We start from the raw sequence: 14,807 nt of genomic DNA, 5'->3' as shown, positions 1-14,807 counted from the left end.
AATTTTATAATTTCCTTAATTACTAATTTCAATTCTTCGATTCCCGATGGCTTCGGAAAAATTCCGTCAAATCCGAATTCCATAGATTTTGTACGGTTTGATTCGACATCTCCGGAAGTAACGAGATATATTTTAGAATTTTTGCATGCATTATATTTATTTTCCCGTAAGTCGTTTCGTATGGTTTTACAGATCGTAAATCCGTCCGAGTCCGGAAGAATCATTCCGATCGTAATTAAATCGAAATTTTCCCGAAACGTAAGATCTAATCCTTCTTTTGCCGAACCCGCTTCGACGATTTGAAAGTCTTCCGCGGGAAAAAAAGACGATATGATCTTTCTGAAGGTTGTACCGGAATCTAAAATGAGTAGCTTCAAGCTTGTTTTTCTCTCAGATGGGTTTTTGAAATCGAAGTCTCGAAAATTTGAATATGTTTTCTCAATTCATCAAAGATTTGTTTTGGGTCGTCCATGATTTCTCCGTCCGGTTTAGTCCAAACAAGTTGTTGGTAACCATTATTGCATAAACTAAGGTAATAAATTGGAGAAAAGCCGACTGTTTGTTTTAGATCGCTCAAAGTAAAGGAACCGAAAACGGAAAACATCGCTTTATAGTTTTTTTCCAAATGAGTAAATTCGTACGTTCGCGGCCATTCTTCCAAATCCGATTTTAACTTCAAAAAAAACTCTTTGGAGAGGATAGAAATCAAAGTTTCGGTTCGTTCGATTCTTTTTTCGAGTGAATTCGGTCCGTTCATGTTTCCGATTGCTTTGCCTCATTCCAAAGCTGATCCATTTCTTTTAAATTGGATTCTTTCGGGGTTTTATTTCGGTTTTTTAAGGTTTGTTCTATGTATTGAAATCTTTTCTTAAATTTCGCATTCGTCCTTGTGAGTGCGGATTCGGAGGAAATTCCAAGATGCCTTCCTAGATTTACTAAACTGAATAATAAATCTCCGAATTCTTCTTCGATACGGACCTGATTGCTTCCGTTCGCTTTGACACGACCGAATTCGATTAAGAACTCTTCCATTTCTTCTTTAACTTTTCCTTGCACATCTGAAATGTTCTCCCAATCGAATCCGACTTTAGCGGCTTTCTTTTGATATTTTTCCGCTTTTAAAAGGGAAGAGAAATTCTCCGGGATGTTCGAAAAAATGGATGAATCGTTTGATTTTTTCTTTTCTTTATCCTTGATTTTCTCCCAATTTTCCAAAACTTCCTGAGAAGAAGAAAAAGTGAGTTCCTCCGGTCTAAAAACATGAGGATGTCTGAAGATAAGTTTATCGGAAACGCTTTTTGCAACGTCTCCCAAATTGAATGAATGTCTTTCTTCAGCAAGTCTTGCATGAAAGACAACTTGAAATAATAGATCACCTAATTCTTCTTTGAGAAGTTCATCGTCGTTTTTTAAGATTGCTTCGATGACTTCTTGGGATTCTTCAATGAGATAAGGAATCAAAGTTTGATGATCCTGTTCCTTATCCCAAGGACATCCGTTTTCTCCTCGAAGAGTGGCTGTGATTTCTTGAAGTTTACCAATTTCCTCTGCGAGTGATTTTGCCTGCATATGAGTTCCCTCCAAAAACGACGGGAGATTTGTTCCAACTTTTAATTTCCAAGCTGAATCTGCACTCTTTTTCAATTGTTTTGAAATCGGGATTGGATTGACGGGAGCCGTAAAGTTGAAGTATAGTTCAAAAAATACTTTATAGGCCCTTTATGATACGTTCAAAAAGTCTTATTGTTCTTTCACTCATTCTGATTGCGGTCGCGAGTCGTTATTTTCCACATCCGGCTAATTTTACGCCGATTCTTGCGATTTCTCTTTTTGCGGGAGCCCATTTTGTTTCTAAAAAACTGTCTCTGTTAGTTCCCGTATGTGCCCTTTTTATAAGCGATTTATTGATCGGATTGCACGATCAGATGTTGCCGGTTTACGGAATGGTCTTGCTTCTCGTTGTAGCGGGATGGCAGTTAAGGGCGTCTTCTTCCGCCGTTAGGATTGCATTTTGGTCGTTGGGTGGTTCTGCAGTTTTCTTTATCGTTACAAACTTTTACGTATGGCTTGCGGGTTACTATTCGTATGACCTAAATGGACTCGTTCAGTGTTATATTTTGGCGATTCCTTTTTTTCAGAATTCTCTTCTGGGTGATATGTTTTATACAACCGTTCTTTTTGGCGGATTTGCCCTGATTGAAAAAATAGGTTGGATAAAACTCTCTCCGATTCCTATCAAGTAAAGGGCGCCTCTATAAAATCAAAAAACAATAGAATATTTAGAGATATTTTTCTTCAGGTTTTGAGGCGGCTCTAAGACCACCGCAATTGATTTTTTTCAAAAAGCCGATTTCATTCTTACAGAGTAATAGAGACTCCTAAATAGAATCCGTAGTATGTATCGATCACTTCCTTTTGAAGAGCAGGCCTTGTCGTAGTTAGATCCGCCGTTTTTGTAATTGTGTTCAGGACGGTCAAACTGATTACGTCGGGAAGCAGTAGGTTGATGTCGTAGTTGTATCCGGTTACGAAAGATCTCATTTCTGTATATTGAAAACCGAATGTAAATTTGAGCCAGTTTGTTCTGAAAAAAGAAAGTCCGGCATCGATTTGATAACCTCTTCTTTTGACGAGGTTATCACCCGTTGAACCTGAAGTTTCCGTAACTAGAAAGTTTTGAGTGCCGTTATGGATTGTGGTTCCGTTCGTCTTTAGATAATATTTTCCTAATGTTCTAAAATAATCTGCGCTTGTGTGGAATTGGAAAAAGTTGTTCAGTTTTTTAACGATCCTAAATCCGATTTGAGGACCCAAACCGCCCGCTTTTTCTTCCATAGTTCCGAAACCTAATCCTCCGGGTAAGTTTCCGTATTCTTTAGAATACGTGTCCAGGTTCCGGATTCCTAGGGAAGGTCCGATTCTGGTTCCAGATCCTGTTTCAAAAAAGTAAAGAAAGTTCAATTGAATATCCGTTCTTCTAAGTTGCGGGCCGTACAAACTATAGGTTTGATTTAAGTTTCCTAAAGTTGGATTGACATTTACGGAAGAATAAGAAGGACGAATCCTAAAATCTAGAAATGTTGCTTCCACTCCGTATTTTTTTGATTCGGTTAAGAATAACAATCGAATCGGGTAGGCAGTCTTTGTGTTTCCTTGCGGGTTCGAATAAAAACTTCCAGTGTTGTTGATGATATGCGGGTCGTTTCCCGCGATCACATTGATATTCTGGTAAAGCCCGTTTGTGTAAAGAAAAGTGTTTGTTTCATTGATGGATACGTTTTGTTTTCTCGCTAAGGATTCCGGAATCCAACTCGTTTGGTTCAATAAAATCGCGATTTCAAAAGTGGCACCTTTCGGTGTTTTGGAAATTTCCTGTTCGTGAAGTTTATCTCTGAGTTCCGAGGCTTCTTTTCTTTTTTTCCGAATTTCGAAAATCATGCGCTGCCTCGTGACTGGATCTTGTGCTTTACCAGCTTTCATTTCGAGTTCATTGGCTTCTTTTTCTAAAATATCCGGGTCGGATTGGGATAAATTGTTTTGTCCTATTGCGTTCGTTTGAATTAGGAGAAAAAGTATCGTAACAAGGAATTTTTCAATTTGTTTTTTCATAGTTTCTAAGGAGTGAGAATTACATAGGACGAAGGAATTGAAACATTTTTTCCCGAACATAGAAAAAGAAAAATGTTACAAATTTTCTTTGGTGAAAACAACGAAATAGAACGATTTTATAGAAGACCTACGTTTCGATAAAATTACGCAAAATGGAACTAGAAAGAGAGATTATGAATGTGACCAAGTTGGCGGTTTGTGTTTTTTGCGGTTCTCGTTCGGGAACCAATCCTGTGTATACCGAGGCGGCCAAAGATTTAGGTCGATTGCTCGTCGAAAAAAATCTCGATTTGGTATTTGGAGGCGCTTCTTGCGGTATCATGGGAACGATCGCGGATGCTGTGATGGAAAAGGGTGGGGGAGTGTCTGGAATCATTCCCGATTTTCTTTCTATCAAGGAAGTTAAACATGATCGAGTCAAAGATCTTATGATCGTTTCTTCCATGCATGAAAGAAAATTTAGGATGTATGAAAAGTCTTCCGGTTTTATTGCATTGCCTGGTGGAATTGGGACTTTGGACGAACTTGTGGAAATTACGACTTGGAATCAGTTGAAGTTAATTTCGAAACCTTTGGGCTTACTGAATGTAAACGGTTATTTTGACTATTTGCTCAAGCAATTGGAAAGAATGGTAGAGGACGGTTTTTTGGATCCGGAGACTAAAAACGGCCTGATTGTTTCGCAAAATCCAGAAGAATTACTCGATCTATTACATCGGCGTTTTGTTTGAAAGGGTTTGTGTCGAATCATAACAATACGTTTTTGTGAAACTCAACATCTCGCTTCCAACGGGTCGCCCGATGGGATTTAGGACGGACTCTATTCTTTTTCCGGCTCCAGAAGTTGAATCAATTCTTCCTTCTTTTTTTCCTTAGCGATGTCTAAAGCGGATTTTCCTTCCAGGTTTTTTAAAAATTGAGAAGCGTGTAAATCCAACAGTAATTGAGCCGTGGAAATCCGATCATGAATAACGGCGATGTGAAGAGGAGTGTTTCCGTCCTGATCGATCGGGTTTGGGGAAATTCTAAGCTTAAGAATAGTTCGGCATAATTCGTCTTCTCCATGTTTGGCGGCAAAAAATAATTTTTCGGTAAGAACTTTCCTAAGGATTTTAGAAACGTGATGGTATTTCTGTCTTTCTGCTTCTTCTAATCCGGTCTTTCCGGATGCATTTACTTGTAAAAAGTTTGCTTCGATTTTAAGAAGTTTTTCTAAACATTCCACACTATCGTGTGAGGCAGCGAGAAGAAGTGCGGTATTTCCGTCCGCGTCTCTATCTTCTAGAATCGTTTTCGTTTCTTCTTTTTCTAAAAATAAATCCAGTATTTCGAAATCGTTATGGAGAGCCGTTAAATGGAGAATGGTTCTTCCTTCTGAGTTCTTTTTTAAAAAGTCGGCGCCTTTGTCGAGAAGATATTCCACGATTTCTAAGTGCCCTAGATCCACTGCTAAGAGAAGCGGAGTATATCCTTCTCCGTTTCTTTCTTCCAAGTCCGGAGTTGGGTGATCGTTTGCGAAAAGCATTTCTACGATCTGAACGTTTCCGGTGCTCACCGCTTTTGTGAGCGGGGTATTTCCGGCGAAATCCTTTTTCTCGGTGTCTGCGCCCGCTTCTAAAAAGATTCGAATTAAATCTTCATTACCCTGATCCAAAGAGATTAAGAGGGGAGTTTCTCCCCTTGTGTTTGTTTCGTCGGGTTCAGCCCCGGCCTTGAGTAGGAGTTGAATCGCTTCCGGATCCGAATTTTTTACGGCCCAGAATAAAACCCCTGATCCGTAATTATCTCTATAGTTTTTCAGCCAATCGACGAGGATTTCTTCTCCTTCCATGGAAGTGAGGAGTCTTTGAATTTCATCCATTTTTCCGGTTTTGACTGCGGAAAATAGGTCGATTAGTGATTCGGAAAAATCAGTCAGAAAAAATTCTCCAAAAATATATAAAATAAAAATAAAGTCGGAATCGAAATTAAGATACCAATCCCTGGGAAAACTGCCGAAAGAGCGGGTCTGAAACCCATTTGAATAGAAACGATAGACGCAGTAATCATAGGCGCCATTGCCGCTTCTAAGACAGCTACTCGCAGATGATTTAGGTTTACGTTTAGAAAACGATAGGTTAGAAATATCAAGATTGGAGCAAGAAGCAATTTATAAATAAGGCCGATAAATAAAGGTTGTATAAAATTTTCTGATTTTTCGGATTTAGAATCTAACGTAGGGAATTCCATTTGAAATCCAACGGTAAATAAAGCGATTGGCACTAATGTTTCTCCCAAAATTTTGAGTACGGAATGGATCAATTCCGAAATGATGAAAAATCTGAGTAAAAACGAAAAAAGTAAAGCAAGAAAAGGAGGAAAAGTAAAGAGCTTTTTCAAAATAGATCCGACCGGATTTCCGCTTCTCTCTTGATCGTTTTGGGATAAGAAACTCAGAGAAAGGATAAATCCCGGAATTGCAAGGCAGAGGAAAGTTCCGAATTGATCGATGATTAACACCGAATTAGTGATTCCTTCTCCGTAGAACACCCTTAAAATGGGAAGTCCTAAAAAAGACGTGTTTCCCAATCCACAACAGAGTGTCGTTACGATTCTTGTTTCCGAATTCCAATGGAAGAATTTTCCGATTATATAAAAAAATACGACTGAAAGCCCGAAAAGAATCCATGGCATAGAGGCCAAATAAATCAGAGAGGTTTCCAGTTTCATTGTTGGGACGCTGGCTAAAATAAGAGAAGGAAGGGAAATATAAACTACGAAATTTCCGAGTACGAATCCCGTATTTTCCGGAAAAATTTTTCCTCGTTTGAGTATCCAACCTCCTACGATACAAACCGGAATGAGTATTAGATGAGACACATGTACAGAGTTTACGGTAGACGCGATAGGGCAAGAGATTTAGGATTAGCCCGCTGCCGGAATTGAACCGGCGACCTTTTCATTACGAGGGAAATGCTCTACCCCTGAGCTAAGCGGGCATTTCGAAGTAAGAAGAACCTTACCGTAGTTTTTGTAAAACAGGAGTTTGCTTTAGAAAACTACAGTATCATCAATCGTGCTCATGAAAATCCTACCTAAGTATAGATCGGTTGTAAAACAAGAACGACGGAAATAATTTAGGAGCCATCTTTCTTCGACTTCTTGAATTCTTTTACCATCATTGCCGTGATACTGTCAAGATGTTTCACCTGATCCTTGAGTTCTGGTTTTTCGTGACGTCCTGAAAAAGAATAGCAAGAATTTCTGACTCCTCTGTCTTTCATCCACCAATGCCTTCCGATTTCTCTTCTTTCTTGAGCAGGAAGGTTCCCCTCGTACATTTTATATTCGTCTAATCGAGCCGGAAAATTTCTTTCTTTGAGATAAAAAGCATATGCAGAATGAAAATTCATAGCCGCATTTTGGATCAATTCGTTGATATGAAGACAGCCTAACGTTTTATCTGTGGGAAAACGATTCATAAGTTTTACATAAGACATATCCTCTCCCACCAAATAATCATATGTTTTAATTGCAGCGGGACAGGTTTCGTATGGAACCCTTTTTTCTTCTACTCCCGATTTTACAATTTTCATCGTGGTTAAATCGACTTCGAGATACAAAGTGATATCGTGATAGGGATCGTATTGATTGACTTCGATGATGCAAAATGGAGGGGATTCTTCCGGAAACCAATAGTATCTGCTTTCATAATTTCTTTGAAAGTTCGTGTTCCGAAAACGAATTCGCTCTTTGAGTTCCTGCAACGTATTCATTAAAACCTCTTATTCCGAAGGAACATTTTTAAACAAAACATTTTCGGATTCTTTTGGGGCATCTTTTAATAAGACCGGATTCGCTAAAAGATTTTTCTGCTTATTTTCATTTGCTTTTTTGCGACCTTTTGGTACTTTCAGTTCGATTTTATGATAACTTCATTTTTTTTAGAAAAATCATTTTTGGTTACTGGTGCAAGCTCCGGGATCGGAAAGGCCCTCGTCTTAGAACTGAACCGGAACGGAGCCGTGGTCGGTGCGGTTGCTCGAAGGAAAGAGTTATTAAAAGAATTAAAAAACGAAGTCCAATTTCCGGAAAAGGTGATATCTCTTCCAGGAGACGTTTCGGATCCTATTCAACTCAAGAAAATTACGGAAGAGTTTAGAAGGAAAGTTCGACGTATTGATGGAATGATTCATAGCGCCGGGATCAGCATGCGTGGTCTTGCGAGAGAGACGGATATTAAAGTTTACGAAAGTCTAATGAATATAAATTTCTACCCTTTGATTCATCTGTTTAGATTTTTGGAGTCGGAGCTTAGACAGAACCAAGGCCATTTCATTGTGGTTTCCTCTTTACAGGGACGATTTGCCACTCAGTACCGTTCGGGTTATGCGGCGAGTAAACACGCGGTACAAGCGTTTATGGATAGTATTCGATTGGAAACATCCGAAAGCGGAATGCACGTTATGACGGTTTCTCCAGGTTATGTGAAAACCGACATTTCTGTTAAGGCTTTATCCGGTGACGGGTCCACCTACGGAATCATGGATGAAGGAATTAAAAACGGACTGCCTACGGATAAAGTGGCTTCTATCATTTTAAAAGCGATCGAATCAAAAAAAGGGATGTATATCCTTCTCAATTTAGAGAGATATTAGCGTATTGGATCAGTCGATTCTCACCTTCGCTTTTGGATAAACTTTTGAAAAGAGCGAGAGTTACTTAGGACTTGTCCCAAAATTTAGGTAGAAATATAATCGTGAACTTTTCACAAAAATCTAGAAGTTCCCACATTCAGAAGACTGATGGCAGTGGGCTTTGCTAATGCAGTTTGCTTTTGTTCGCTTTTTATCTTCGTAAACTGCATTCTAAATCCGTGATGTAATAACTCCTCCGTTTCTGTCCTCTGTCTAGAACGAGCGAAACGAGTTCGTCAGTCTTCTGTCTTCTGAATGGACAAGCCCTTAATTCCTTCTGTTAGTTTTCTTGTTTTATGGTAAATACCTTGTATCTAACCCACGGTTTTCAAGCCCAGAAGAGAAGGGGCACCATTTTGTCTTAATTTGTGGTTCTATTTTTATTTTCCAGGAAGATCCCAAACGAGGCGAATTCCGGCTCGGCGATCCGTTTTTAAATTTGGAATTCCTCCGAAGGATCTGAAATATGTCGTGGATTCTTCTTTTGTGGATGAGAACGATCCGCCCCGGATGACTTTATGCATTTTTCCGAATGCGTTTTTTTTAAGTGAATGTCCTTGATACGGCAGATAGTCGGAACTTGTCCATTCGGCTACGTTCCCGCACATTCCAATTGCTCCGTAGGGACTTGCTGATCTTTTTGCTAATTCGTAAACGGAAATTGTATCCATATTTTTGCTTTCGAGAGTATTGCATAAGGAAGAATCGAAATCGTTTCCGAAAGGATATTCCAATGTATTCGGAAAAAAGGAATAAGATTCGTCTCGATTGATTTTCCAAGTCATTCCGGTTCCACGGGCGGCTTTTTCCCATTCCATCTCGGTCGGAAGTCGTTTACCAGACCAACGTGCGTATGCTTCCGCTTCTCTATACGTGATTCCGTTTACGGGATGATGTTCTTTTCCGGTCGGGTATTTTCCTCCTTTCCAATGAGGCGGCGGAGGAGTGTTTGTTTCTTTTAGAAATTTTGAATATTCCTGATTTGTAACCTCGTATTTATCAATGTAAAAAGAGGAGATATCTTGGAGGTTGCCTCGTTCTGGTTTAAAGTAAAACGGATTGTAGTTATCTTCCGAGGGTTCGTTTCCTTGTCCGTGAAGGAAAAATCCCATCGACTCGTAAAATAATTCTCCATTTTGCTCGTATCCTCCGGATACGAAAACCATTTCTTTGCCGTCTTTTGGATGTCTAAATTGTTTGGCGGGTCTTGTTCTTCTTCTGTCTTCCGTGAAAAATGCTCCGGGCTCTACGTAAACTACTTCTTGTTTGTAGTCTTGAATGAAGGTTCCGGCTGTGAGAAGATGTTCTGGCATTCCCGAGTTTGCGGTAAATGAACCGTAGAGTTCGATTTCCGAGGCTTTCTTTCCTTCTAAATTCGTTTGATAGGAAATGGAGATTTGACGAATGTAAAAAGAGCCGATTTCTTTTTCGGGATTTTTTTGTAAAACGGTGTATTGATTTTTTTTCTCGAGGATGGCTTTGATTTCCTCTTCTTCCTTTCCGTAAAATATGGAACCCTTTCGAATTCGAATTTTCACTTTACCTTTTCCGCTATAAACTGCTTCAACTTCTCCTTTCCAAAGGGGAACCATTCTCGTATTAAGAGAAGATTCTCCTTTTTCTTGAGCTTGTGTGAACGATCCTAAGGAAAAAATGGAAAGAATTATAATCAGTCGTTTGAGTTTAAGAATAAAGTTGAAGATCATAATGCCCGATCGCCCTTTCGACAGAGGACGATTTCTATTTTTAATTTCGGCATAAATTTCCGGTTTAAAAAAGAATTTTAAGAGGATTCTTTCCTTGAAATCGAATCTTATTTCTTCTTTTTTTTGAAAGAAGATGATCCGCCTGATTTTTGATTTTTATCTCCTTTAGAGAATTTAGAATGAGATCCGTTACCGGAACTGTTGCCGGAATGTGAACCCGGATTTGATTTGGTTCTCGCTCCCGAACCGGATCTTCCAAAATTCCGATCTCTGTATTTTCCGGGTTTCTTTTTAAAGGAATTTCTTTCTTCGTATTTAAAATTTGATTCGAATTGTACAGAGTCATCGAAAGTAACGCTATCCCTAAGAATAGTCATTTTAAACAAAGCGGCGGCGATATCCAATGCAGTATAATCGTCTCCCATTAATTTTTCCACTTGATTTACATACTTGCCGATATGGCCCGCATCCACGATGGACCTGACTTTGGAAGTGTAAGAATGGATTTTGGTTTCTTCGAGATCGTCTAATGTAGGAATTTTTCCTGCCTCGATTTTGATTCCGTTGATCCGTTCTATTTTTTTAAGATTGTAGATCTGTTTTCCGACGATAAAAGAAAACGCAATCCCTTTTTTTCCGGCTCTTCCCGTTCTTCCGATTCTGTGGACGTAGTCTTCCCCGTCTCTTGGAAGATCGTAGTTGAATACCGCCTCTACATTGTTGACGTCGATTCCCCTTCCGGCCACGTCGGTCGCGACTAAGATTTCGATATTTCCGTTTCGAAATCCGTTCATCACTTTGTCCCTTTGTTTCTGATTCAGATCTCCGTGAAGTGCTTCCGCAAAGTACCCCCTCGATTTCAACAATTCTACGACGGTATCCACTTGCGCTTTTGTATTACAAAATACTAATGCGAGTTTTACGTTTCTGTATTCGATCAATCTCGCGAGAGCTTCTCCTTTGGCGTTCTCTTGAATTTCGTAGTAGATTTGTTCGATTTTTGGTGCGCTCAATTTCTGATGAGTTACGTCGATGATTTGAGGATGCTTTTGAAATCTTTTCATCAATGTCAGAATATCGTCCGTCATCGTAGCGGAAAACATGATCGTCTGGCGATCTATGGGGGTATCTTTTAGAATGAATTCCATGTCTTCGCGGAAACCCATATCCAGCATTTCGTCGGCTTCGTCCAGGACCACGATCTTAATGTCGTTGAGACGGATAGAGCCTCTTCTCATGTGGTCCATCATTCTTCCGGGAGTTGCAATTACGATCTGGGGATTTTTACGAAGTGCCTTGAGTTGTCTTTCTATTTCTTGACCACCATAAACAGGGACGACTTCGAAGTTTCCTTTGTATTTCATCAGTTTACGAAATTGTTCACTGACTTGGATGACTAACTCTCTAGTCGGACAAAGAATTAAAGCTTGTAAATGTTTACTTTCCACCTCGAGAAGTTCAATCGCGGGAATTGCAAATGCGGCCGTTTTACCGGTACCGGTTTGAGCGTGTCCGATGATATCTTTTCCTTTTAATATGACTGGAATCGCTTCCGATTGAATGGGAGAGGCTTCTTCAAAGCCCATTTCCAGAATCGCGTTTTGAATTTCGGCGGATAAGTTTAGTTCGCTAAACTTGAGTTTTTTCATAGAGATGTTCCTTTTAAAACGATGAATTGCCCGCTTCCGGGAACCTCTAATACTTTGAATTTTCAAGATGAACTATCCGGAAGATTAAAAAGCGGATCGAAGAGAGGAAAATTGGAACCAGGAAAAATTCTACGTCCTCGTTAATGAGACGTTTATTTTTACTACGATTTTAGGATCGTTTATTTACACAAGGATAAAAGAGTAAAACGATCTGTATCTAATGATTTCGAGAGAATTTGTGCAATCGATTTCAAAAATAAATTCGAATCTATAAATGGTTAAATTTCAAAACGAAATTTGCCAATCTAAGATGGATTCCATTTAGAAATGAAACTATAGATCGTTACTATGAAATAAGTTTTTCGTTTGATAATGGTCCCAGGACCGAGATTTCACGCGGGAATTCGATTTTAAAATCGTTATCCTTAAATTACGATTCGAACACGTGAAAATAATTCTATGATGAACTTATTTCAAAAGTTAGAATGTTAAGAGCGTGTCCCAAAACCATTCGATCTTATCAGAATCTCCGTGGATCGTTACAATTGTTCCTACGTTTTGGGACAAATCCTAAATCTTCTTCAAAAAAAGCTAACAATTCCGGATTAAACGCGATTTTATGAGGACTTCCATATCTTTACGAAAATCCAGTCGTTAATTTTTGGTGCCATTTTCGTACGTTTGGATGTTATACAAAATTTCACCTTCAGATTCGTTAAGTATATTCAAAATTATTAAAGTTATTTTTGTCGCGATTTAAAATTGAACCGTCATCATCAAGTAACCGAACTGCGCTTGTGGAAGAAAGTTGGTTTTTCTGAATTCTGGATAAATCGAGTCGTCATTGAGTTTACGCCGAACCGCATCACCTGCAAAAATCCAACTTCCACCAAACGACCAAAGAATATGATTATATTCGAACGAATAAATCATATCGATTTCTCTAAATAGATTTTTTCCTAGAGTTATGACTCCTCTTTGATCTAGAGCGCCTTTTTCACTTTGAACATAAGGATCTTTAAAACGTTCATTTGTGGCTGATTCTGTACTGGCTCCTTCTTTGAGGTTTCCAGTGACATCATACCAACCGTCCTGTCTTTTTTGCTTATCAATGATCCAGTATGCGATCTTTAATTTACCAAATTTCCCACCGTCCCATGTAAAATTTACGGATTTACCGACCATGTTGACCCAACTTACTTGATCCGCTTCTCCAAAGAATCCGTGATTAGAATGGAATAAATTTGAGAAGGTTGCAACTTTTCCGTCTTTTCGATTTGGATCTCCGCTACCGATGTCGTAAATTCCTCCAAATCGAAAAGGTCCGATTGTATAACCGATGTCGAATGCGAACGCATAAGCATCGTAACTTTGTTTTTCTTTATAAATACTATTGGTTACAGTCTTGCCGGTAAGTGGGTCGACGGTGGAAACGTTTGTGTTTAAGATGTCCCAATTTGGCGTGACGTTCAGTCCGTTTTTTCCGTTCTGTATTGCATATTCGATCGAAAAATCGAATGGTATTTTTGCTTTTTTATCGGGAGTTGTTTTATTGGAAAGTCTGAATCCGAATGTATGTAATTGGTCGTACCTTGAATCTCTTGGAATCGTCTCTGGATTAGGAAGAAGCAAAATTGTAGAGTTGTTCTGAGGAAGCCATTTCTTGTACAATCCGATGTAATAGGCGTCTATGTGAAGTAAGTCGGAAGGTTTAAATGTATTATAAAAACCGGTGAAGGTTGCATCTCCTTGCTGTTGTTTTGAAAGTTCAGTAGTCAATGTACAAGTTGAAGACGAAAAAGAATTGGGGGGACAATTGTATTGAATCGGGAATGAGTTTCTTTTTCCTAAATTTGTGGAATTGCCCGCTACGTCCGAATCCTGCTCTCCGACGATCATGATCCAAGCATGAGTGGAAAAAAGTTCTTTGTCGATTTTCAAACGAAAACCGTTAAAACTTCTTCCTACGTTGTTCCATTCTAATGCACCTACCAGTCTTTCGTCTCCGTATTTTAGAATTTGTCTTCCCACTTGTAATGTAACGGGGCCGATTAATTCTTTGGATTCAACCCAAGCCTCTCGAATTCCTACAGATTGTCTTGTATTGTCGTTTGCGGTATCGATTCCAATGATAGAACCTTTTTCCCCTCCCCAAAGTGCGGAGTCTTGTAAGACGATTCTTGCTTTCATATTTTGGGTAAATTCTTTTTCGATCCAAATTTGCGCTTTAGCTCCAACGAAAGAAATATTATCATTTTTGAATTTATCAAAATCGTAATTGTATCGCGCTTCCGGGCGGATTCGAATCAAGCCGCCAAGTTTAACCGATTCGTACCAGGGAGTGTCTTTTTTAGGTTCTTTAATTTCGGTTTCGATTGGGACAATTTGAGTATCCGCTTTCTGTTTTTGAACTTCGATCGGTTGTTGGATTCTTTGTGTTGCAGTATTGCGAACTTTCGGGCGTTTAGCTCTTCTCGTTTTTTTTGCATCAATCTCCGAAAATAAGAAAACAATAAAAATGAGCAAAAGTTGGATGATGCTTAATTTGTAAGTTTTCATTCAAACCTCTCTTAGTTTTATTTCCTTTTTGGTGTGGTTGAAGGGGATTATATAAGAGTAACTTTATAAACTGGTGTTTGTCAACTATTGAGCTAATCCAAATATTTATAATAGAGTTTTGAAAATTAATTCTCTCCGCTTTTGTTTCGTAAAAAAATAAATTGAAGCATTTTGTTAACATTAGCTTTTTCAAAAATATAGTATTTATTTATCATATTATAAAAAATAAATATATACAAAAATTAAAATCGAATATGCAGTATTATGAATAATGGACGAATAGAACGATGAAATTTTTATAGATTATGTCGGATGGCCTGGTTTTTTTGATGCTTTGAAGTGTATATTGGTGAGGATCGCAGTTGGAAAACATAGATTTATTATCAAACGTTGAGCTGAAATTGATCCGTAGAAAAAGATGTTGTTCTGAATGAGCGCTACAGACTATGGAAATTCAGCAAAATACTTCTATAACTGATTACTGAATTCTTCTTATAACAGTTTTCGCGCTAGCGACCGAAGTGTGGTCAAGCAATGACCGAAACGAAGTACTATCGAACGACAGTGGAGAGTGATACCGGTTCTAAGTTGCGGAAGAGTAATTTTTT

At 38.8% G+C, this 14,807-nt stretch carries 12 protein-coding genes, 1 tRNA gene and 1 pseudogene (1 of these 14 running past the window's edge); 3 read left to right on the top strand and 11 right to left on the bottom strand.

Translation table 11 applies throughout. The annotated features are described in order from the left end of the window. The 3 genes in view from CLV95_RS04315 to mazG are tightly spaced (each overlapping or abutting the next) and all read right to left on the bottom strand, a layout consistent with a single transcriptional unit that may run on beyond the window. Nucleotides 1–377: the 5' end (the start) of a response regulator gene (locus tag CLV95_RS04315; RefSeq protein WP_002732701.1), read on the bottom strand. 397 nt of this gene lie to the left of the window's left edge; the window shows 377 of its 774 coding nt (coding positions 1–377); the start codon lies at nucleotides 375–377; its stop codon lies beyond the left edge, outside the window. Beyond that, the gene (locus CLV95_RS04310; protein WP_002721422.1) at nucleotides 374–757 is read right to left on the bottom strand and encodes an LIC_13241 domain-containing protein; all 384 of its coding nucleotides are present in this window, start codon (nucleotides 755–757) and stop codon (nucleotides 374–376) included. Before CLV95_RS04310 ends, CLV95_RS04315 begins: the two co-directional genes overlap by 4 nt. Continuing rightward, nucleotides 754–1,569 (bottom strand): nucleoside triphosphate pyrophosphohydrolase, encoded by an 816-nt coding sequence (gene mazG / locus CLV95_RS04305; protein WP_002732366.1) that lies wholly within the window; start codon nucleotides 1,567–1,569, stop codon nucleotides 754–756. The genes CLV95_RS04310 and mazG overlap by 4 nt, the downstream gene beginning before the upstream one ends. A 152-nt stretch (nucleotides 1,570–1,721) precedes the next feature. Here mazG and CLV95_RS04300 point away from each other — a divergent pair, with 152 nt between their 5' ends. After that, a complete protein-coding gene (locus CLV95_RS04300; protein ID WP_002721374.1) occupies nucleotides 1,722–2,243 on the top strand; it encodes a DUF6580 family putative transport protein in 522 nt (173 codons plus the stop codon). Between the two features lie 115 nt (nucleotides 2,244–2,358). Here the strand turns inward: CLV95_RS04300 and CLV95_RS04295 are convergent, their stop codons facing one another. Then, nucleotides 2,359–3,609 carry an LA_2444/LA_4059 family outer membrane protein gene (locus CLV95_RS04295; protein ID WP_002721417.1) on the bottom strand — a complete coding sequence of 417 codons (1,251 nt, stop codon included), beginning with the start codon at nucleotides 3,607–3,609 and terminating at the stop codon, nucleotides 2,359–2,361. A gap of 173 nt (nucleotides 3,610–3,782) precedes the next feature. Here CLV95_RS04295 and CLV95_RS04290 point away from each other — a divergent pair, with 173 nt between their 5' ends. After that, a complete protein-coding gene (locus tag CLV95_RS04290; protein WP_011671105.1) occupies nucleotides 3,783–4,340 on the top strand; it encodes an LOG family protein in 558 nt (185 codons plus the stop codon). 89 nt (nucleotides 4,341–4,429) lie between these two features. Here the strand turns inward: CLV95_RS04290 and CLV95_RS04285 are convergent, their stop codons facing one another. The 4 genes from CLV95_RS04285 to CLV95_RS04270 form a co-directional block, all read right to left on the bottom strand. Then, entirely contained in the window at nucleotides 4,430–5,440 is a 1,011-nt protein-coding gene (locus tag CLV95_RS04285; RefSeq protein WP_032850840.1) for an ankyrin repeat domain-containing protein, read from the bottom strand. 83 nt (nucleotides 5,441–5,523) lie between these two features. Next, the gene (locus CLV95_RS04280; protein ID WP_002732670.1) at nucleotides 5,524–6,468 is read right to left on the bottom strand and encodes an AEC family transporter; all 945 of its coding nucleotides are present in this window, start codon (nucleotides 6,466–6,468) and stop codon (nucleotides 5,524–5,526) included. A 47-nt stretch (nucleotides 6,469–6,515) separates the two neighbouring features. After that, nucleotides 6,516–6,587 (bottom strand) — tRNA-Thr (locus CLV95_RS04275). A gap of 138 nt (nucleotides 6,588–6,725) precedes the next feature. Beyond that, nucleotides 6,726–7,364: a DUF2889 domain-containing protein gene (locus CLV95_RS04270; protein WP_002721376.1), complete on the bottom strand. Its 639-nt coding sequence runs from the start codon at nucleotides 7,362–7,364 to the stop codon at nucleotides 6,726–6,728. A gap of 150 nt (nucleotides 7,365–7,514) precedes the next feature. Here CLV95_RS04270 and CLV95_RS04265 point away from each other — a divergent pair. Next, nucleotides 7,515–8,314: pseudogene (locus CLV95_RS04265) on the top strand (SDR family NAD(P)-dependent oxidoreductase). 351 nt (nucleotides 8,315–8,665) lie between these two features. Here CLV95_RS04265 and CLV95_RS04255 read toward each other — a convergent pair. The 3 genes from CLV95_RS04255 to CLV95_RS04245 form a co-directional block, all read right to left on the bottom strand. Continuing rightward, nucleotides 8,666–9,991, bottom strand: coding sequence for a formylglycine-generating enzyme family protein (locus tag CLV95_RS04255; protein WP_002732667.1), 1,326 nt, complete (start codon nucleotides 9,989–9,991; stop codon nucleotides 8,666–8,668). 107 nt (nucleotides 9,992–10,098) lie between these two features. After that, nucleotides 10,099–11,640, bottom strand: a complete 1,542-nt coding sequence (locus CLV95_RS04250; RefSeq protein ID WP_002732750.1) for a DEAD/DEAH box helicase — start codon at nucleotides 11,638–11,640, stop codon at nucleotides 10,099–10,101. A 756-nt stretch (nucleotides 11,641–12,396) separates the two neighbouring features. After that, nucleotides 12,397–14,199, bottom strand: a complete 1,803-nt coding sequence (locus CLV95_RS04245) for an alginate export family protein (RefSeq protein WP_002732634.1) — start codon at nucleotides 14,197–14,199, stop codon at nucleotides 12,397–12,399. Nucleotides 14,200–14,807 lie beyond the last annotated feature (608 nt).

The sequence above is a fragment of the Leptospira borgpetersenii serovar Javanica genome, assembly GCF_003046425.1.
Classification (GTDB): Bacteria; Spirochaetota; Leptospiria; order Leptospirales; family Leptospiraceae; genus Leptospira; species Leptospira borgpetersenii.
Note: the sequence above shows the minus strand (reverse complement) of the source record. Positions and strands in the feature narration are given on the sequence as shown.

Bases quoted from the DNA above. Each gene is read 5' to 3' on its own strand.
- mazG (WP_002732366.1), bottom strand. From the start codon at position 1,569: ATGCAGGCAAAATCACTCGCAGAGGAAATTGGTAAACTTCAAGAAATC.
- CLV95_RS04250 (WP_002732750.1), bottom strand. From the start codon at position 11,640: ATGAAAAAACTCAAGTTTAGCGAACTAAACTTATCCGCCGAAATTCAA.
- CLV95_RS04295 (WP_002721417.1), bottom strand. From the start codon at position 3,609: ATGAAAAAACAAATTGAAAAATTCCTTGTTACGATACTTTTTCTCCTA.
- CLV95_RS04290 (WP_011671105.1), top strand. From the start codon at position 3,783: ATGAATGTGACCAAGTTGGCGGTTTGTGTTTTTTGCGGTTCTCGTTCG.
- CLV95_RS04310 (WP_002721422.1), bottom strand. From the start codon at position 757: ATGAACGGACCGAATTCACTCGAAAAAAGAATCGAACGAACCGAAACT.
- CLV95_RS04300 (WP_002721374.1), top strand. From the start codon at position 1,722: ATGATACGTTCAAAAAGTCTTATTGTTCTTTCACTCATTCTGATTGCG.
- CLV95_RS04285 (WP_032850840.1), bottom strand. From the start codon at position 5,440: ATGGAAGGAGAAGAAATCCTCGTCGATTGGCTGAAAAACTATAGAGAT.
- CLV95_RS04255 (WP_002732667.1), bottom strand. From the start codon at position 9,991: ATGATCTTCAACTTTATTCTTAAACTCAAACGACTGATTATAATTCTT.
- CLV95_RS04270 (WP_002721376.1), bottom strand. From the start codon at position 7,364: ATGAATACGTTGCAGGAACTCAAAGAGCGAATTCGTTTTCGGAACACG.
- CLV95_RS04245 (WP_002732634.1), bottom strand. From the start codon at position 14,199: ATGAAAACTTACAAATTAAGCATCATCCAACTTTTGCTCATTTTTATT.